Genomic DNA, 20833 nt, shown 5'->3' on the forward strand with positions numbered 1-20833 from the left:
AGATCATCGTAACGGCTCATCCATGATGCTGCAATGGGGATGCTGCAATGGGAAGCGGAGGATGATTCTCAGCGGCTGAAGCTGATGCGATGCTGATAGCTGACGGGTAAGGGGTCCTGGCGCTCGCGCTCGCGTTCGCGCCGCGCCGCCGTGGCACGATGCTGCGCTGAGCGCATCAGCAGATTGTTCATCTGCAGATAGACGCCGTTCGTCCAACCGAAGCCGACGACGTTGGTCTTGTAGCCGGTTGCGACATCGACGTTGCTCGACCCGCCGACGACGTTATATTTTTCGCGGATGGTGCCGTCGTTGAGGAAGTTCTTGAGGATGGTGTCGGAAAACTTTGCAGCGATGCGGTCTGCGTCTTTGTTGAAGCCGTATCGGGCGAGCCCGTCGATCGCAATCCATGTAGTGGGAGCCCATCCGAAGGGAAGATCCCACTGTGTGCCGGAGTCGAAATCGCTCATGGCGAGGCCAGCATTGCGCTCCATCAGGGGCAAGTGCTTCTCCAACGCTGCGGCCTGCTGCGGCGTGGCTAGACCAGCCCACAGAGGATAGAAGGCCGTGAGGTAGTTGTAGTTGGAGAGGCGGTGTGTGGTGAAGTCGTAGTCGTAGAACATGCCCCGTGCGGGGTCCCACATATATTTGTTGATTGCGGCGCGCCGGGCTGCAGCACGCTGGCGCCACTGCGCAGCCTCGGCCCTGAGGCCGAGCAGATTCGCGATGCGCTCCATGTCGCGCTCGTATTTGTAGAGGAGGCTGTTGAGGCAAACGGGAGCGTAGTGATCCGTGGATCCGCTGAAGGGACCGAAACGGAAGCTGGTGTCGAACCCTGACTCGCGCATGGCACGATCACCGTGATAAAAGCCCGCGCTGAGACGGTGGCCACTGACGTGAGCGGCGGCACAGACCTTCGACGCGGCGATATCGCAACTGGTTGTCGCAAGCTCTGCGGCCTGTGTTGGAGTTGGGTCGTCGGGGGCTTCGATGAGATAGTCGGCGTGGAGATCGGGGTGCGAGAGCAGCCAGCGGATGACGTCCGTATAGTACGAGCTGTCGTCGGCCATTTCGGGAACGGGGCCACCGCCGAGATCGGAGTAGCGCGCGAGGCCAGTGTCACCTGCCAGGTGCGGCGCACTGGTCCATGTGTTGTAGTCGAGCTTCGCATACCGGTATGCGCTTGCAAGCCAAGTGTTCGAGATGTCAGCGCCTGCAGGATGCTCGTACACTGCGCGAATCATTGAGGTAAGGAAGGGCGGCTGCGAACGGGTGAGGTAGTAGTTGCGGTTTGCGTTGAGGATGGAGCCGTAGTTTTCGATCTCGAAGAAGAAGTTTTCGACGATGCCGCGGGCAAGATCGCTATGATGGTCGGCAACCAGCCCCAGGATAATGAAGTAGCTGTCCCAGCCGTACATCTCGTTGAAGCGACCGCCGGGGACGACGTAACGGTTGGGCAGGTAGAGGAGGCCTTCGTCCGGAACGTCGGAGACGCGGACATCGCCCATGTGCGTGATCCTGCGAGGCAGACTGCGTACCTCAACCTTGCATTGCTGCTGCATGGCTGTAACCTCAGGCGGCGTGAGCATTCCGGCCGGCAGGTACAGCACGGGCGCCGTCGTGACCTTGGGATCGACCAGCGACTTGCAGTCTGTCATCGAGCGGGAGAGCGTCTCCCAGCCGTTGTCGATGTAACGGAGGATCTTTGCTTTGTCGGTGGCCTCAGAGTGCGACGGCTGCGCGAACGCAAAGCGCGCTGCGGTGCAGCAAACCGAGAGGAGCAGAAGGGCGGAGCGACTGGCTGTTCGTATCATCGGTCGTCTGTCATGCGTGGCAGTTGCCGGAGACTATTCTAAGCTCGCTGCCCACGAAAGCAACTCTGCTCAATGGCTAAAGCATGGGATGCGATGGCCCCATCGCGACGGTCTTGAGCACCTTGCCACCCTCCTGCACCACGTAAAGATGGTTCGCGGCGAGGTTGGGGAGTTTATCGATTGCGCCTGACGGCCAGCGAATTTCGACGTCTGCGTTCGTGGCCTTATCGAGACCGAAGTGCATGCGGAGGTCGTTCTGGGAGAAGTAGCTGCCGCCGCTGCGAACCTCATCGATCTGGACGAAGGGTTTGCCTTCGGCTAGATGGATTGTAACGGCAACACGCGCGCCGATACCGGTGCGGTTTGATTTGGTGCCGACGGTACGAATCTTGATCCAGTTGCGGCCGGTTGTCGAATCGCAGCGTATGAGCTGGGGCAGGCTGTTGACACAATTGACGACGATGTCGATGTCTCCGTCGTTATCGTAGTCGCCGAAGGCGGTGCCGCGCGCGGGGGCCGGGGTGGTGATGCCGGGACCAGCCTGCGAGGTGACCTCCTCGAACTGGCCGTTGCGCAGGTTGCGGTAGAGGTACTTGTGCTGGGCGTAGGGCGCGTCGACATTTGTGCCTTCGACCTCAGGGTAAACATGGCCGTTGGACATAAGCAGGTCGGGCCAGCCGTCGTTGTCCATGTCGAAGAAGCCGACTCCCCAGCCGAGAAAGCGAGTGTTTACGCCCAGACCGGAGAGATAGGTGTGGTCGTCGAAGTTGCCACCGCCGAGGTTGAGGTAGAGGGAGTCGACGTCCCCGGCGAAGTTGGTTTTGACGATGTCGAGGAGGCCGTCGCGGTTGAAATCGCCGATGGAGACACCCATTCCGGCTTGTGGCTTGCCGTCAGGGGAGTAGGCAATGCCTGCCTCGATCGCCACATCTTTAAATGTCCCGTCCTTCTGGTTCTGGTAGAAGGTTGCGGCGGTGGAGTCGTTGGCCACGTAGATGTCGGGCCAACCGTCGTTGTCGAGGTCCGCGACGGCGACGGAGAGAGCGTAGGTGCCGATGGTGTCCCACATGCCGCTTTTTTCGGAGACGTCGGTGAATGTGCCGTCGCCGTTGTTGTGATACAGGATGTTCTTGCCGCCTTGAAGGCCGGGTGGTCCACAGGCGACTTGGATACCTTTGTAGGCGCATCCGGCAGCTTCGGGCAAGGGCGTTGTCTTGATGTCAAACTCGATGTAGTTGGCGACGAAGAGATCGAGGTGTCCGTCGCGATCGTAGTCGAGGAAGGCGCAGCCTGTGTTCCAGCGCGTCTTTGGCTGGAGGAGGCCGGCTTTGGCGGTGACATCGGTGAATGTGCCGTCGCCGTTGTTGCGATAGAGGACGCTCTGTCCGTAATAGCTGACGAAGAGGTCGTTCCAGCCGTCATTGTTATAGTCGCCGACGCAGCAGCCTTGCCCCCAGCCGCTGCGGGCGAGGCCTGCTTTGGCAGTGACGTCGGTGAATGTGCCGTCGCGATTGCTCTTGAAGAGATGCGATACAGGTTCCTGCCCCTTGGGAAAGCCATCAATGCGGGAGCCATTGACGAGAAAGATATCGATCCAATCGTCCTGGTCGTAGTCGAAGAAGGCTACACCGCAGCCTGTCGTTTCGAGGAGGTAGCGATTTTTGTGTTCGCCGCCATAGATGGTCTTGGCGTTCAGCCCAGCCTCACGAGCGACATCGAAAAATTTAACACCAAGCGGAGTTCCGGCTACGGGTGACGGAGGACCCTTGGGAGCAGGGCGTGGTTTGGCGTCATAAGTGGGGCGAGAGCCGATCTGAGGCGGGGCGGGAGCTTGTTGTGGCGATGCAAGGGCGAGGACGTCTTCGAGCGAAAGGACGAGAGCTGTCCGCGAGAGGGAGTTGAGAAATGTACGGCGAGACCAGGTCAAGCAGGAGCCCCCTGCGGTTCAGGATGCCATCTCAATTCACAGTGTGGGCGGCATGTCACTTCCGCGTTGGAGCGAGTATAGATAACCGACCGAGCGGACGCAATCTCGCCGTGGGTAGGGGGATAGGGAGCCGGAAAAGTGCACCCCCTCCGGGCTTAACCCCAAAAGAGCTTTTAGCCTTATTCACACCATAAAAAGAAAAAAAATAATATCCTTCGGGAGGTCCGGGATCCAATCGATACACTCCCTTCGCATGATTCGCCGGTTTGCAGATGAGGTTCCCGGGTCTCGGACAATGGGTTTGATCATGGCATGATGCGATAGAGAACTAATCAACGGTCTCGCAACCATCGAAATCAGATCTACGACCAAATCAGGGGTGAAGTCAGAGTGAACGCGAATGCGGTTCCGATCCTAGCGATCTTTGAAAAGAAAGTACGTCTCGAAGTGCCGCTATTTCAGCGGGCTTATGTTTGGAACCAAGAACATCAATGGGAACCGCTCTGGGAGGACATCGCCAGAAAATTTACCGAGCACTTGCAAGACAGGTTAGATGCCCCTGTCCACTTCTTAGGCGCAATGGTGCTGGATCAAAAGGCGACTCCAACAACACATGTTGAGAGACGCCAGATCATCGACGGACAACAACGCTTGACAACCCTACAGTTGTTCCTGGCGGCATTCCGCGATTTTTGCTCGTCTCATGGGTGTGAAGAACTTGCAGTTGAGTGTCGTGGGTTCACGCTGAACAGCGGGATGATGGCAGACCCGACAGTAGACAGGTTCAAAGTATGGCCGACGCAGACAGATCGCGACCAGTTCACAAAGGTGATGAGTGCGGAATCGCGCTCAAGTGTCGAAAAATCCTTTCCTTTGACAAAGAAGAAATATGCTCGTGCTTTCGATCCACGTCCCCGAATGGTTGAAGCCTACTTATATTTCAGTAGCGCGCTTGCCGAGTTCTTCCTAGGGACGCCGGATGACTTGCCTCTAGCATCCGATCGCTCACTTGCTGACCGCTTGGAGATTGCGTTTACGGCTTTAAAGAACAGTCTTCGTGTAGTGGTGATCGATCTCGAGAAAGATGACGATGCTCAAGTTATTTTCGAAACACTGAATGCCCGAGGCGAACCGCTCCTACCAGCGGACCTCCTGCGCAACTACATCTTTCTCCGCGCGGGACGGGCACAACTCAACCAAGAGGCGCTATATGCAGATTACTGGCAGAAGTTTGACGACTTCTTCTGGAGGCAAGAAGTTCGGCAGGGCAGATTGCGTCGGCCTCGCAGCGATCTTTTTATTCAACACTACCTGGCTAGCAAACAAGGCTTCGACATTCCCATCAAACACTTGTTTGTCGAATATAAGTATTGGATTGATCGGAGACACCCCTTCGAGTCGGTGACGGACGAACTAAAGACCCTCGTCTCTCAGGGGCTCGATTATCGTCGCGTTATCCAAGTCAAGGATGGTGACCCCCTTAGTCATCTTGCCCGATTTCTGGATGCGTTTGACACAAGTACCGTCTACCCTTTGCTGCTGCACATCCTGAACACCGATCCGAGTGAGGAAGATCTAAGCCATTATGCTGCGACCCTCGAAAGCTATCTTCTACGACGCGCCGTATGCGGACTGACCACGAAAAATTACAACAAGATTTTCCTGAACCTCACACGCGTTCTGCAGAAAGAGGGCACATCGCCGTCGGCTGTGACAGCACACTTGCTCGGGCTAACGGGTGACAGTGCAGCGTGGCCAACAGACGCGGAGTTCCAGAAATTTTGGGATGCTGCTCACGCATACATGACCCTGAATAATCCGAAGCTTGTATATATTTTCAAGCGGCTGAATGAGACCTACCTAACAAATAAGCACGAAGATGTAGCGTTTGGAGGTCAATTGACTATCGAGCATCTGCTGCCGCAGGCTTGGGTCAACAACTGGCCATTGCTAGACGGAAGCATCGGTCTGACCTACAACGAGATCCTCACAACACCGACTAACGACGCGCGATCCGTTCAGACAAGCACAAGAAATGCGTTGCTCCAGACATTGGGGAATCTAACGATTCTAACCTCTCCACTCAACAGCAGTGTGAGTAATGGTCCTTGGGATACTAAGCGGTCGACGATTCTAACGACCTCTCTTCTTCCGCTTAACCAAGTCTTTCATGCTTACAAGATCTGGGACGAGGATGGAATCCGCGCAAGAGGAAACGACCTTTTCAAGAGGGCACTTAAGCTTTGGCCAAAACCCGAGAATCCGCGAGCGGGCTCGACAGTTGGGAACCCCAAAGAGGTCTCGGCAGTTGGGACTCTTGGATGAAAACCTGACTCTCCTTCTACTTTAGAATGATTTGCGTGAGATTCACATCTGGAGGCTGCGCGCGCTTTTATGATTAGTTGTTGTCACGCGTATGAACAACGGCCTTCATCGCTTCGCTGAGGATCTGCGCCTGAACATGAGTGTCAGACGTCACAGCTTCGGCTACGCCAGTTAGCTCTCGCTGGAAGGTGGCCAAGTAATCATTGATCCTTGCAAAAACCAAATGGCAGTCCTCAGGTTCGAAAGGTAGGTTGTACGTACCTGAGAGCCCGACCCCAGAAAGCAGGCCTACCAAACGCGCTTGTTCTTCGGAGGAGAAAGAGAGAGTGCGTCCTTTAATCTTTCCCCGAATGTCACCGCCACTGAAAAGATCAGGTGGACTGATAATTAGTTCACCCGGTGCGGGGATGTGGAACGGCCTGCAAGCAATATTCTCAGAGATAAAGCCGTTAGGAATCGCCATTAGAGTAAGTTGCTTTTCAGCCAGAATTCCGGGAAGGAGATACTGTGCCATCTCTTTAGGAGAGGTTCTAGTCGCACCGTTGATGCCGCGCCTGTTTTCCTGTCCTTGAAACTCGAGAAGCTTGAGCTTTCGGGTATATTGCATGAGTTCATCGCAGATTCGTTCACGCATCGAACGGGTCTCATTCTCCTTCAGCCCTAAGCTCTCCAACAGAATCAGATCGATTTCCTCCCTCGCATCATTCGTCATGAAGGGTGGCCATGATTCCTTACATATTGGCGTACGTGCCACGAAATCCAATGCTGCCCCTTTCCCTAGGCTCATCAATTCCACATCTAGCGCCGGTTCCGGCTCTGATCTCAACAACTGTTTAGCGGCTCTTCTTAGCCGGATACGATGGTCCCTGCTCATAGTAAGCAGATTTGGAACCCGCAATTGCTCAGCCGTGAATACCTCAATGTCAATTGCGGCTTCAATGCCCAAGGCCTTGGCAGCGGTGTACCTCTCGAACGCAAAGAGTGTTGAATTCAATAATGCCCAAAGTGCCAAGGCGTCAACAGCTTCATCAGGAAGAATCTCATAGAGCCTCTGGTTCGCAAGAAGAGAGGCGTCATTCCAAAGAACCGATGGAAAGTATTGACTTGTTTTTGGAAAAAGCAACGGTGCTGGCTGCGTCTCACGCAACACGAACCATTCATTGCGGTGTTCCGCAAAGCTAGGGCTCAAATGCCATCTCTCGCGTTCACCCGCCAAGATATAAGAACGTTCCAACGGCGAGTGTGCCCGTCGATTGGCCCCTAACCTAACAACGTATGACTTGTTCTCGATACATCCAGTGGATAGCGCACGAAAGTCTCGGGCAGTCTTCATGACTGGCTGCAGGGATGCCGCTGGCAATGCGAATTGAACGCCATCCTTTCTGGCAACGATCTTGATGTCCCCACTCACGACCGCGTTACGGGGTACTCCGTGAAGCTCTTTGAATTCCTGCGGGATAGTGAGCCTCTCTAAAGAATCCGCGGACACATCTTCCACAAGAAAGAAGTCATCGCAATTAGTGGTGATTCCACGACGTAGGCTTCCGAGATCGGCAAGCTTCACGAATGAATCAGAAAATCGACCATAGAGTTCATACAAGGTATCTGGGGTCCTCAGATGTCGGCCCCATCGTGAACCGACATAGACTCCACCTTCAGATAATCCCTCGGTTCTGAGTTGCTGCTGAGGCACAGCGCGATTCCTGTAGTAGGATTCAAAGCTCCGACCACCAAGAATCGCCTCTGCAACAGCTTCAGGAGAACCAAGTTCTGGATGAGCAACTATTGAACGCAAAGGTTTGTTTAGCTGGACGAAACGGACGCTGTGGTTACGCGACACTACGCTGGTTCGCTTCAGGACGGTGATTGTCGTCGCTACTCGTGCGCCGGTAAACCAGGGTTCCGCATCGCTTTCGATGATTGCCTCAATCTCGAAGTTCGAGAGCATCCAATCTTGAAGCGGAATGCCGAAATCCACATCCAACCATGCAGCTTGAGTGAGCAATGCCAATCTGCCGCCTTGCCTAATAGATTTCGCTGCGTGGAGCCAGAAATACAAAAAGATATCAGATGAAGGCTTCCACTCGAATGTTGGCCAAGCTTGCTGTGCGTAAGCCAAGTACTTCTTTTTGGCATCCGTCGGGATCAATCGGGCATTTATGTATGGAGGGTTTCCAATAACGACGTCCAGTGAATCAGGAGCGATGGAGGTATCCACTCTTCCAACTGGTAATCCTCCAGCTTGGACACGATACGGTTGCGACGAAAATACGTCGCCAAAGTTATAATCTAAGAAATCACCACAGTGGACTCTTGGGAAATTATCATCGTCAATTAGGTCACGAATCGCTAGATTAATTGTTGTCAAGTGGCAAGCGTACTGCAGGACGTCACAACCGTAGAGACTCGCCAAAAGCTCGGAATGGTCAAGATCGGGATCCAGCTTTGCCTTCCTCTTGTAAGCTCCTACAAGGAACGTTCCTCCCCCGCATCCCGGATCAAGCACCTTATCTTCGCCACCTTCGATGCTAAGTGCTGCCATCAAGTCAACGACCAACGGTTGCGTGTAATGCTGCCCATACCTATGTCGTTCTGCTGGCGTTATTAGCCGTTCATACATTGAGCCTATGACGTCAACGTCGATGTGTGCGAAATCATAATTGTCAAGCAGCCGGATCAGGTCTCGCCAATCTCCTATAGCGTCATCGCTTAACACGGGTAATCGGTCGCCAAAGTCGCCTTCAAATACCGTTTCGTAGTCGCCTGTGAACCGTCGAGCATCCGCGAACGCAGAGATTAGCTTTCGCTCTAGCATCGGCCCAGTCGTCACATTGTTTGCGACGGTTAATCTCGGTAACGCTGAATATTTGCGACGTAACGCATTGTAAAAGCACAGACGATTTACGAGAACGTAGCAGGTGAATCTCGCTGCGCGTTGAACATTCTCGGCTTCGTTAGCTTCCGTTACAGGCCAACCCTGAGCGTCTCTCATCCACTTATTAAGCTGTAGTTTGAAAGCCCGTTCGCTCACCATACGTTCGGTGATGGCCATCTCAGTAGCCGCAATCGGATGATCGAGCGCTGACTCTAGCCGCGCGATGAATATGCGATCGATCGGCAAAAAGTGGAGTTCGCGTTGACCTGCAAACAGACTAGAAATGAATCGCAAGAGGTCTTCTAACGCCGACTTCAAGGCCTCTTGAACAGCCTGCCTTCTTAAATCTTTCTGGTCCTTGATCTCTTGCGTAAATAATTCACGATCGTAAACGACTCTGTCAGATAGAGGCGTTCCCGGTTGATCCGTTTTCCAAAGCACAATGCGACGAACATTCCAAGTAATGAAGTATTCTGCGCCTGCAGTGCCTGCCTTCTTGTAGGCATCTTCAACAACTGAAGTGTTGTATGGTGTTCGACCCTGGCGATCCCATGGCACCTTCAGTTCACCGGTCACCATCGCCCGACTTGGATCGTTTCGAGAAAAGATCACAAGATCAAGTCGGCGAGCACCGCGATATTCGGTCAATTCAGGCTCGGCATGCCCCAAATCAGAATCTGCAAACGACTCATCTTTGAGAAGTTCAGATATCAGAGCTGCCGCGTTTCCAGAGAAATTCCACTCGTTAGATCTAAGTCTCGACATGCCTACATTCCGGGTGACCTAATTAGGTAATGCACAACTCTCAACGCAATCAAACCTTGATTATGCGAAGGCAAATTTGCACAGAGTATAGCCTACCAGCACCTCATTCTTGTTCCACAATTCACGAGTCCCCCAAACGTCCTAACGCTGGCGAGGACCAGCGAAAGTTGGTGTGAAAGTTAGCTTCGCCATATGCCTGGCAGCGGTGCGGGAGGCAGGACAGCTAGCTACGTTTCAATCCAGTGAGCTCGGCCAGCGCTAGCCAATGCCTCGGATGCGGAACTCGTGCCTTGCGAATGTGATCCGCATAGCTGTACGACACATTCAGGCGTTTCGCGATCAAGGTGCAAGACATTGAGGTAAGACGGGGCTGAATCTTCGTTGAATAGAACTCACTGGTTAGCCACGTGGGCTGATTCGAGGGATTCCAATCTATCTCTGCCTGTCGTCTGATGCTTTGCGTCGCGCCCCTTTTAGCCTGTGCATCGGGACCAAGCTTTGCCACGCGTCCAAGAAGCGCAACTTCCTTTATCTGTTCGGCGTTTATCCCCTTCATACACTCATTGCAATGAGCATAAGGCCGTTCGATTTCCTTCCCACATCCTCGGCATACTCTTGCTGGTCTGGTTGCGGGCTTCGCCTTAGGAATGGGAGATCCGCCTTGCGCCACTCGTCGGTAGCGTTGGGTCAGTCGGGCTGGAAGATTGTTCTGGCAAGTGTTCCTTGAGTTGTGAATTTCCTGCGCAAACCACTCGGCAACGGGCGCAACCAAGCGTGCCCATGTCGGCGCAGTTTGCGCAAGGTTTGATGCGAACGGACCCATTAACCGGCAATTTCCATTTCGCTCTTCAAAGAAGAAATTACGAGACAGCGGCTCACGTTTCAGCCAATCCAGCACAAATGCATCTACCTCCGGCCTGATCGCTTCCATCAAATCGCACGCCAAGCTATCGCGATATGGCGCGTCGACATGTAAGACGCCAATTCCAGGATCGAGCCCTAATGTTGAAGCCGCGAGCCTCGCTTCTGCTTCAAGCAATGCATAGAGGTAATTCAGGATGGCGTTAGCTGGATTCGTAGCAAGGCGCGGTGAACCCGTAAGCGATGAAACCCGCGATCCGAACGTAAGCCAATGTTCCGGCGCACGCGGCAAGTCTTTCCGCGGAAATGTGATTGTTACGGCTCGCCAAGCCGTCCAATAGGCCTTTGCTGCATGCGATTCGATGAGCCGAACAGCATCGATACTCTCGATTTCGGCAAGCTCAGATCGGAATTGCCTGATCTTTAGAGCTGTTGCTTCATCGCAAAGACTATTCTTTGCTACGCTTTCTTGGCCAGCGAGTTTGCGGTCAATCAGCTCACGGCTGATACGAAACGCTGTTCCATTTTGCAACGCGACGGCCTGAGCTCGTCGAAGTTTTACATCAGAAGCACGAACGGTGCCTGTGGCTGCCAACACCGATCCATCCCGGTCCAACATGCTGAATGAGGCGTTCTGATCGGCAAGCCAGCGAAGGGCCGCCAGAGAAATCATGCCATCTGATCCAATTACGACCAATCGCTTAAGACCATGTCCAACCCTAGCAAGTCGACCACGCCGACGCTCCGATCCAATGCCATCTTCGTACAGCAGGTGTCCTCGATCTACACGCACGTTGATTCCGTAACCAGAGAGCGTTATGACACCGTCACGTGGCAACGACGCATTAGTTTGACTCCGACTCACACTAGCTGCCGATAAACTCATCTCTTTTGTCCCATGCCTTTTGTAGTGTTCTCGGACCAACTGTCTTGCCCAACAGTTTGGGGCACATCTCAGATGTCTTGCGGATCGCCTCTTTAGCTGAATTCTTCTGTCCAATAAATCTCAGAATCTGGTTGCAGACCGTGACGGACTCCTGAAAACTGAGCTTGGGGATGCGTCCTGGGCCACCTCGCCTCGGCAAGCTTTTCAGAGCTTGCGTGAATACTCTCCGAGCCTCTGTTGGTGCTTGTTCGCCTGCTTCACCGATTGTTTGCAATACCTTCTCAAGCTGTTCTTCGGTTTCAATACCTGTTGAGCGTTCGTTTGCTAATAGCCCGAAGGCGAGTCGGATAACTAGCTCCATTGCTTTTGGCATTCGTTCTTCAGACGGGAGTCTGTCGTTTGCAGCGAGAAACTCTCTAGCTTCCGACACGTCAGCTTTGAATCCCAACTTTTGGAACACCGGTTGTAGAGCGGCTTTGATTCGCTCATTCACTTCTTCGCGGGTTACTGATTTCTGTTTTGTCATGTGTCCTTAGCAACAAACATCCGAATCATTATTGCTTATACTACGCAAAATATATGCAAATCATTCTTGCTAAGAATACGCATAAATATATCCAAAATGCCTAGTATATGCAAGAAACAAAAAGAGTTGATTCCATATACCGAAACGGTAATTTAAGCCTCGCGGGCACTTGAACCCAGCAAATTTCAGAGAGGCCTAAAGGCATGCAGAACCAAAGACGCGGTCCTAAGAAAGCAAACCCCCATGCGCTAAGTGGCGGACGCCAAACGACTAAAACCAAGGCAGAGCGAAGTGGTATCTCACAACGCCGAATTAAGAAACAGATCGTAAAACGGCAGGCTCCGCGAACAGTGGAAGACTTCCACGCGATGAGTGAAGACGCGAGAGAAAGGTGGAATCGGGTTGCACATGTAATCCAAAAGGTTCGGAAGGAAGGTATTTCGGTTACTCAAGCTGCTAAAGACTTTGCCTTGGATCGGAAAGAAGTGATCGAACTCGGCGGACGTGCACTTCGCAAACGGAAGAACGGTCGATACGAAGCGAAGCCCCATGACCGGCTGATTAGATTCTTGGTTCTACCCTCACCGGATGGAATGAAAGAAGTAGCCATTCGAGATTCGCGAACCGCTTCCAAGATCGCTGCGTACAGCGATGCCGTCCATAAATTTCTGCAAACTGGCGACGAGTCAAAGCTGAAACCTTTTCGACGTCTTCAGTTCAAGGACGCGACAGGAAATTCGGTCACGATTCTTACGGATCCAAAACAGTTGACTCGTCTGGGTTCGGCAGGTGTGCTCTCGTTCGAATCGCTGTACGCGAGGGTAGCCTGATGCCAAACAAGCCCCGTCAACCTGATCCTATTGGAGTTGCTAAGCGGAAGAGTACTTCGGCTCGTCGTGTTGCTAAAGGAAGGAGTTGTTCATGCGGAGAAAATCGCCCGCTTGCTCTGATCCCAGGATCGACGCCGTTGATTTGCACTGAATGCAGTCGGAAAGAAAAAGATCAGTGCATCTTTGACAAGCACCACCCAGCCGGGCGAAATAATCACAGCTTTACCGTTCCCATCTTGGCAAACGATCACCGGGCCATCCTAAGCGACGCACAGCAAAATTGGCCTCAGTCAACAATTAGAAATTCGAAGCGAAGCCCGTTAATACGAATAGCCGCCTGCGTTCGCGGGGCTTATGACACGATCATCTATTTCCTGAACAAAATCAGGGATGTGTTAAACAATTTGCTGCTTTGGATCCCAGAGACTCTGGAAAAACTGGACAAATTTCTCGAATTGCACCTGGGTTCCCAATGGTGGACCCGTTTTGACTTTCTCAATTTCAACGATCAGGAGACTGAGCATGACAATGCATAATTCAGTTCCACTGCCTTTGGCGATTCGAGTTTTTCCGGAAGCCAAATCCCAGAAGAAAACCAAGTCAGTGCAACAGTCGTATCGACCAGAGAGCATGCTTGTCTTCGACACTGAAACTACTGTCGATGCTATGCAGAAACTGGTATTCGGCTGCTATCGCTTCATCGATCAAGGCGAATGTCGCGAGGAGGGCCTTTTCTATGATGAGGATCTTCCTGAAGACAAACTGGAGATTCTTCGGCGTTATATCAGACAGCACAAAGCCGACACTGCGGACGAATTAGAACTCAAGCTCATTAGCTGTCGTGAGTTCTTGAAAAAGCTCTTCAAAGCTGCTTACAAAGTACGCTCTCTTGTAGTCGGTTTCAACCTTCCGTTCGATCTCTCGAGACTCGGGTTCGATGTCAGCGCTGCTCGTCAGGAGTTTGTTGGCGGTTTCTCCCTTGGATTGTGGACGTATGAGGATCAAAGTGGCCAGGAGCGCTTAGACCCTAATCGTCCACGAGTCACGGTCAAGCACATCGACTCAAAACGAGCCCTAATGAGCTTTACTGGACGGAAGACCACAGACCACGATGATCTCATCCCGGATGACTCTGCAGACGGCAAGCCACGGAAAGGCTACAAGTTCAGGGGGCACTTTCTCGATCTAAAGACTCTCGCATTTGCTCTAACCGATCGAGGACATTCCCTCAAATCGGGGTGTGAAGCCTTTGGCGTGAAACGTGGCAAGATGGAGGTGTCGGAACACGGGAAGCTTACCGAAGAATACATTCACTACAACCGACGAGACGTCGAAGCAACTGCTCAGTTAGCTCAAAAACTGACTCAAGAATTTGACCGCCATCCGATTTCACTTCAAGAAACAAAAGCTTTTTCTCCTGCATCGATTGGAAAAGCCTATTTGCGCGCAATGGGCATAACGCCGATTTTGCAGCGTCAGCAGAACTTTCAACCTTATGTCGGGTACGCACAAACCGCGTACTTCGGTGGTCGGACGAGTGCGCACGTCCGTAAAGTAGCGGTTCCTGTGGTGTATACAGATTTTCTTTCGATGTATCCGACAGTGAATAGCTTAATGAACCTGTGGCCGTTCGTTATCGCAAAAGAAATTAGATTTGTCGATCACTGCCATCAGGAGATCATTCAATTTCTTGAGCAACTGACGGAAGATAGTCTGTTCAAACCCGAGACCTGGAAGCAGTTGACGGCATTCGTTCGCGTCGTTCCGGATGGCGACATCCTGCCAACACGCGGGCAATACAGTGATGTGAGTAAGGACTGGCAAGTCGCGGTGAACTATCTGCACGCTAATACACCGGACGATTCGCTATGGTTCGCACTTCCAGATGTCGTCGCGTCCGTAATTCTTACTGGCAAGATTCCGAAGATCATCGATGCTTTTCGCATCGAACCGTCAAAAGAGTTGCTCGACGGTCTCACCCCGATAAAGCTTCGAGGCCAAATCACAATAGATCCCAGAAAACAGGATTTCTTTAAAGTTGTGATCGAAGAACGGAAACGGGTCGATTCCAGTACCCATTTGGCCGCGCAGGAAAAGAAGCAACTCAGCAAATTCTTAAAAGTGCTCGCGAATTCCACTAGCTATGGAATTTACGGTCAAATGGATCGCCGCGAAACTCCAGACAAAGTAGAGGTGAAATGCCATGGCATCGATGAGCATCCCTACTTCTGCAATGTTCTGAATCCCGAGGTACCAGGAGAATTCTGCTTCTCTCCGCTTGCATCGCTGATCACGAGTGCCGCACGATTGATGCTCGCTTTGCTGGAACAATCCGTGACGCGATTAGGCGGTACGTACGCAATGGAAGACACGGATTCGATGGCGATCGTTGCAACGGAACGCGGCGGACTGGTGCCGTGTTCGGGTGGGCCGCTCAAGTTAAAGAATGGCTCACAGGCTATTTACGCCCTGAGCTGGGCACAGATTCGGGAAATCGTGAAACGTTTCGAAGCGTTAAATCCTTATGACCGTGACGCGGTCCGTGGCTCAGTCTTGAAGATTGAAGACTGCAATTTCGATCCCAAAGCAAAGAAGCAGCGGAAAATCTGGTGCATTGCAATCTCAGCGAAGCGATATGTACTCTTCACAAAAGAGAAGAGCAACAATCCGTCACTGCTACGAAGAGGCGTCAACAGTGAAGAAAATCATTGGTCAGAACACGGTCTTGGGCATTTATTGAATCCGATTGACCTGGAAAGTGAGGACCGTGAATGGATCGCGCAAATATGGCATTCGATTATTTGCAATTGCCTGGGTGTTCCCTCGCCAAAAATAAATTTCGAACGAGTTCCTGCGATTGGACGATTGACCGTTACGAGCCCCAAAATTCTTGAACCATTTAGCAGTTTGAATTTCGGCAAAAACTATCAGGATCAAATCAAGCCGTTCAATTTCTTATTGACTTGTCATGTCAGCCCATTCGGACATCCGCTAAGCGCAAATCCCGAGAAATTTCATTTGATCGCGCCATACGAACAAGATCCTAGAGAATGGTTGCGGATGAAATGGATCGCTCAATATTCCGGTATGAAATTTGGAATAACCACACAAAACAATTACAGCAGTCGCTCAACTGCGCGAGTCAAAACTTACGGGGATGTTGCAGTTGATTATGAGCATCATCCCGAGTCGAAATGCGCAGACGAATTCGGAGATGTTTGCGATAAACAAACCAAGGGATTGCTGTATCGACGACACGTTCGGATCGGCGAATTCATTTGCATTGGGAAAGAATCGAACAAGCTGGAAGAGGTTGATGCCGGGTTGATGCATTCAGCCGATAGCGTCTATACGACGTACCCCGACCCGAGACGGGATTCTTGGACTCGAGACGTCGTACCGAAACTGCGGGCGATTCCTTTGTCGGTTCTGATGCGCGAAACGGGATTGTCTCGGAGAATGCTGATAAAAACTAGGAGGGGCCAGGTAAGGCCACATTCCCGAAATCAAGTCCTGCTTGCACGGGCGGTGCGTAAAACACTCGTAGGAAGGTCACTCAGCTTTGATAGTGCCAAGTCTGTGCGCCATGGGCGGTCTTAGGTGTTCACCGCGAGATGCTGCCATGTATCAGGAGGAGGCGCGGTCGAAATCTTCTTTACAGATTCTCAAGATTCTGATATCCGTATTCTTCCCCGTTCTCACACCCCGGTGCAAAAATGAACAGCAGACGCCTCTTTCTCGCTCAGCTTAGTCGCGTTCTTCTGGGAGCAGCAGCCCTCGGGATATCGCCATTTGTTCCTCAAGCTAACGCCATTGCGCCTCTCGTCGTAGTTGCGATCGCACAAGCTGCTATCAGCGTGGCTAGTTTGTTTTCGCATGGTGGGAGTGGAATTGAATCTCTGCTACAGCTCCAAGTTGCAATGCTCAATCACATCGAATCCGAGTTAGGCGTCATTGAGCAGCAAATTCAGCGAATCCTCGCTAATTTGGCAGAACTGAAGGAAATTCTTGGAGAACTCCCTAAACAAGTCGTCATCGAAGATAATCGCAATACCGTCGAGAGTTTACTCGCACGATACCGAGAAATAAGGGGCACATACGAGGAGGATGGAGGAGTCTTGACGCCTCAGCTTGCCAACGAATTGGACCGTGATCTAATAAGCCCGCTACGGGCTGCCCGAGGCAAACTAATGAGCTACCCTGAGCCCCAGGCCCAATTCTTTCTCGTACCGACTATCTGCACTGCGTGCTTTGTAGAATCCTTTGCTATGGCCTTGGCCAACACTTCCGGCAGTGATCCTAAGCGCCCAAAGAACGCCCTCCGCAGATATCGGGAGTGGTTTGTTCATGTTTCACGAGGCAAATCGCAATCCAGTTTAGAAGGGACGATTAGCATGCTGAAACGAACACAACTCGAAGATGCTAAGACAGCCCATGACGCCGTCGCTGCCCCGACTACCACCATGTGCTATACGTCTGACGAAGAAGTAAGACAACATGGGCTTATGTGGTGGGTAAAACACTGTTCGAATGACCGAATCTCTACCGCTGCTACACCGTTTCCCGACGCAAACATTTCGAAAACCGTGGATGAGATGATCAAAAAGCGTTTGTTGCAGCCGGATGAGCAGCCAATTCAAGTTAGCATTTCGCCGCAACTTTCCGGCGCATGGGCGCAAGCCTATACAGGCAACCCGTTACACCCCATACCCAATAGATCACAAGATCTCTGTCCCGGAACAGGAAGGACACTCGCGTGTTCGACCAATGATACTTCGGCGCGTGCTAACGCTGCGGCACTTTCCGAAAGGCTAACCTCGAATGGGCTCCGGCTAGTCTCGTTTCACGCGCTGCAACATGCGGCCGAGCGCGCCATTGCGTTCATAGATAAGCTCGAACCATCATTGAAACAGGAATCGGTGACATAAGTGCCATCAGCAACCCAAAGTGTGCTGCGATTCACAGCTTCGAGTTGTGTACTGTCTGGCTTTCTGATTTTAGCCACGGTACTCTCTTTAGCTCAAAACCCCGATTATTTATTTGATCCGGCCGATACATCAAGCGCAATTGATCTCGCGAAAACCCCACTAGCGATCGACCTGTTGAGTCGTAAGGCGCTTTCGGTTCAGGAATCGCGACTAAAGACGCAGTTCAGTGAAGAATTTCAAAGCCTACAGCGAAGCATTGAACAGAGCCTTTCGGATTCGAATGTCGGATGCTTGTTGAAAATTAGAATGTACGTTAGTCCGCAGGGCGCAATCGCCGTGCCCGGAGACCAACTCATCGCATTTGAAGGGATAGGAAAGACTCCGATAGATGCGCTAGCGAAGCTTGGAATAGCCGGAGGCATAGTTGCAGGCGAACCCATTGATCCCCCCTTTGAAAATCAAACCTACTATCTGTGGATCAAAAAGGAAAAAGGGGTGTTGAAAGGTGGAATTATTCGCCGCGAGCAGAGGGATGCTTTTGAGAAAACCGCTGACGAGGAGGTCCAGCGACGCTTAGCCATGGCTAAAGCCTACGAAGCGATGGAATCGTCGGGGATTAGCACCGTCGCAAAGGACAAATACTGGAGTGACATGGCGCAGAGGGAGCTTGCCAAGCTTCGAAACGACGAAGAACGTCGAAAAGTGAAAAATCTCGTGCAGGAGTTTGCGGAGGCTCACCGCCGCTTTAACATGGCGTATGAGCAGTTCTTGCAGAAAGAGGAGGAATTGAGAGATGAGCAACAGCGTCTTCAAACCTTGCAAATGATTTCGCGCATTGGGAACCTAGTTTCGAGTGCTATTCGGGCGGGCGAACTTGCGTCTGCAAGTCAGAATAACGCTGGTGTCAGCGCACCGCCTAGTGTCGGTCAGGATGCCACTAAGGTCATGATTGAGTACCACGAGAAGCGGATTGATTCGCTAACAGGGGACATTTACGAGTGGGGACAGAAAATAGAGTTGCGCGGCGAATCGCTTCAGCAGGTGAACGATCAACTCGTTAAATCGTTTGAGAACAACGGAATCAAGATTCCAGACTCAGATCAAAAGCTTCCGCTACCACGAAAACCTTAGTTTGTTTCTGAGGCACTATCACCGACTCCACCTGGACGGGGGTGCACTTTTCCGGCTTCCTATCCCCCTACCCCGCAATCTCGCCGTCTTATGGCTGAGGCGCGGTCGAGGTGCTGTGGTCTGACTGAGTCTGCGAGAGGCGTTCAGCTTGTTGGCGTTCGATTGCAGCATCAGCGTTGTGACCTTGTCGCATGAGCGCGTCGGCAAGGGCGCGATGGGCGTCGGGGTAGCTGGGATCAGCAGCGACGGCCGCCTGAAGCTGGGTGACGGCCTCGGCAATCTGGCCTCGCTTCAGGAGAAGGAGGCCGCTGTCGAGAGCGAAGTTGGCACGCTGTCGGTTCACTGCGACTCTGCTTAGCTGGGCGGCCTTTTTGCGCTCTTCGGCAGCGCCCGCTACATCTCCCTGACGGATGAGGACGGTTGCAAGAGTGATGTGGGGACTGGGCTGGTCAGGCTGGAGTTCGATGGCGCGGCGAAGCGCTGCTGCTGCCTTGTCCCAGGCTTCATTCTGCTTGTAAACGTTGCCGAGCATCGCCCAGGCGTCGCCATGGTCAGGTTGCAGCGCAGTGGCCCGTTCGAGTGACGTCTGCGCTTCGGTAAAGCGCGCGAGCTGCATATAGAGAACGCCAAGAGTGTAGGGAGGATCGGGCAATGTCGGGTCGAGCATTGCGGCTTGTTCCAGCTCGGCGATGGCGTCGTTGACGTCATCTTTCAGCTTGAAGGCGAGGCCGAGGTCGTAGTGTAGCTGCGGATTGTTTGGCTCAAGGGCAAGTCCGGCGCGGTACTGCTCGATCGCGTGGTCGAGATCGGCTTGCTGGAGATAGGCGACTCCGAGATCTTCGCGGAGGGATGCGCTGTTTGGAGTGATCTTTAAAGCGCGCAGGTAAATCGGGAGGGCTCGTTTAGCGTCGCCGAGCTGCACGAGCGCGAGAGCAAAATTAGTGAGAACGGCAGGGTCCTGGGGACGCGCGGCAGCCGATTGTTCAAAGAGCGGAAGAGATTCCTTCGCGTTGCCGCTCGCCTGCAATGTAAGGGCGAGCTCGTATTTGGCATCAACAGAGCCTGGTGCGAGTTGAAGCGCACGCCGGAGTACAGCGATTGCCTGTTCATCCTGATTTGCTGCTCGCAGTGCTCGCCCCAGTTGCAGAGTGTACTCGAGGTTGTCTTTTGCCAATTCATTGGCCTGAGCTAGCTCGCGCACGGCGCTCACAGGATCAAGTTGGGCAAGATAGACGGAACCGAGATGATAGTGCGGTGAGGCCAGTGAGGGCGCTAGCACAATGGCTTGCTGAAATTGCATCGTTGCGTCGCTGTATCGCTCTTGCTGTGCCAGGAGCGTGCCAAGGGCGTCGTGGAGGGATGCATCATCCGGAGAGGTGGAGAGGGCTTGCTCAAGTCGTTGTTGCGCCGCATCACGATGTGAAGTAGCTGCAAGAACGCCCGCGTAAGAGATGATTGCGTTTGGGGTTAGAGTCTGCGAAGAGGTCTGATCGACGAACTCGAAGAGAGGCACAGCCTTTGCGCTTTCGCCCAATTGAGCATAAGCGAGTGCGAGGTTAAGAGAGGCGTTGACGTCATGCGGGTCAAGTCGGCGTGCCTGTTCGAGTTCTACCGAAGCGGCATGGGCATCTCCTTCGGCGAGCAAAACGGTTCCGAAGGCAGCGTGGCCTGCGGCGATACGCGGGGCGAGGCGCACGACTTTTGCAAACTGTTCGTGTGCAGTGCGTAAATCGCCCTGCTGATAGGCGGCGGAGCCCGCGCGGAAGGCAGCGTCTGCAGTCTTCACGTTGTCGGGAATTGCGGGAGCCTTTGCTCTGGTCTGTGAAGCGAGTTGTATTGAGGACAGGCAGAGTGTCGCGATCAGCAAGCGTTGCGCCAGCGACGAGGCCCGGGGTAGGCGGTTCATCTCAGTGGTGATTGTAGCTAGGACTTGAAGAGAGAAGAAGCCCCGCAACACGATTGTCTCGA

The 20833-nt window shown here is 52.9% G+C and carries 11 protein-coding genes; 5 read left to right on the forward strand and 6 right to left on the reverse strand.

Annotated features, from left to right (window positions below; genetic code table 11):
- Nucleotides 1–68 precede the first annotated feature (68 nt).
- Together OHL16_RS01120 and OHL16_RS01125 are read right to left on the reverse strand one after the other, a co-directional pair.
- Complete coding sequence (locus OHL16_RS01120; RefSeq protein ID WP_263365236.1) at nucleotides 69–1811, reverse strand: alpha,alpha-trehalase; 1743 nt, start codon at nucleotides 1809–1811, stop codon at nucleotides 69–71.
- Between the two features lie 76 nt (nucleotides 1812–1887).
- Nucleotides 1888–3738, reverse strand: coding sequence for a CRTAC1 family protein (locus OHL16_RS01125; RefSeq protein ID WP_263365237.1), 1851 nt, complete (start codon nucleotides 3736–3738; stop codon nucleotides 1888–1890).
- Nucleotides 3739–4128: 390 nt separating this feature from the next.
- Here OHL16_RS01125 and OHL16_RS01130 point away from each other — a divergent pair, with 390 nt between their 5' ends.
- The gene (locus tag OHL16_RS01130; RefSeq protein WP_263365238.1) at nucleotides 4129–6063 is read left to right on the forward strand and encodes a DUF262 domain-containing protein; all 1935 of its coding nucleotides are present in this window, start codon (nucleotides 4129–4131) and stop codon (nucleotides 6061–6063) included.
- Between the two features lie 73 nt (nucleotides 6064–6136).
- Here the strand turns inward: OHL16_RS01130 and OHL16_RS01135 are convergent, their stop codons facing one another.
- From OHL16_RS01135 to OHL16_RS01145, 3 genes are all read right to left on the reverse strand, one after another.
- The gene (locus tag OHL16_RS01135) at nucleotides 6137–9703 is read right to left on the reverse strand and encodes an N-6 DNA methylase (protein ID WP_263365239.1); all 3567 of its coding nucleotides are present in this window, start codon (nucleotides 9701–9703) and stop codon (nucleotides 6137–6139) included.
- A gap of 223 nt (nucleotides 9704–9926) precedes the next feature.
- A complete protein-coding gene (gene cas1 / locus OHL16_RS01140) occupies nucleotides 9927–11450 on the reverse strand; it encodes a CRISPR-associated endonuclease Cas1 (RefSeq protein WP_263365240.1) in 1524 nt (507 codons plus the stop codon).
- Nucleotides 11431–11976: a hypothetical protein gene (locus OHL16_RS01145; RefSeq protein ID WP_263365241.1), complete on the reverse strand. Its 546-nt coding sequence runs from the start codon at nucleotides 11974–11976 to the stop codon at nucleotides 11431–11433. Before OHL16_RS01145 ends, cas1 begins: the two co-directional genes overlap by 20 nt.
- A 203-nt stretch (nucleotides 11977–12179) precedes the next feature.
- On the opposite strand from OHL16_RS01145, the gene OHL16_RS01150 reads away from it, so the two are divergent.
- The 4 genes from OHL16_RS01150 to OHL16_RS01165 all read left to right on the forward strand — a co-directional run bounded on the left by OHL16_RS01150 (nucleotide 12180) and on the right by OHL16_RS01165 (nucleotide 18865).
- Complete coding sequence (locus tag OHL16_RS01150) at nucleotides 12180–12806, forward strand: hypothetical protein (RefSeq protein WP_263365242.1); 627 nt, start codon at nucleotides 12180–12182, stop codon at nucleotides 12804–12806.
- 522 nt (nucleotides 12807–13328) lie between these two features.
- Nucleotides 13329–16406, forward strand: coding sequence for a DNA polymerase (locus OHL16_RS01155; RefSeq protein ID WP_263365243.1), 3078 nt, complete (start codon nucleotides 13329–13331; stop codon nucleotides 16404–16406).
- A gap of 116 nt (nucleotides 16407–16522) precedes the next feature.
- Nucleotides 16523–17734: a septation ring formation regulator EzrA gene (locus tag OHL16_RS01160; protein WP_263365244.1), complete on the forward strand. Its 1212-nt coding sequence runs from the start codon at nucleotides 16523–16525 to the stop codon at nucleotides 17732–17734.
- The gene (locus tag OHL16_RS01165; protein WP_263365245.1) at nucleotides 17735–18865 is read left to right on the forward strand and encodes a hypothetical protein; all 1131 of its coding nucleotides are present in this window, start codon (nucleotides 17735–17737) and stop codon (nucleotides 18863–18865) included.
- A gap of 88 nt (nucleotides 18866–18953) precedes the next feature.
- Here the strand turns inward: OHL16_RS01165 and OHL16_RS01170 are convergent, their stop codons facing one another.
- Complete coding sequence (locus OHL16_RS01170; protein ID WP_263365246.1) at nucleotides 18954–20771, reverse strand: tetratricopeptide repeat protein; 1818 nt, start codon at nucleotides 20769–20771, stop codon at nucleotides 18954–18956.
- Nucleotides 20772–20833 lie beyond the last annotated feature (62 nt).

The sequence above is a fragment of the Edaphobacter bradus genome (assembly GCF_025685645.1).
GTDB classification, from domain to species: Bacteria; Acidobacteriota; Terriglobia; order Terriglobales; family Acidobacteriaceae; genus Edaphobacter; species Edaphobacter bradus.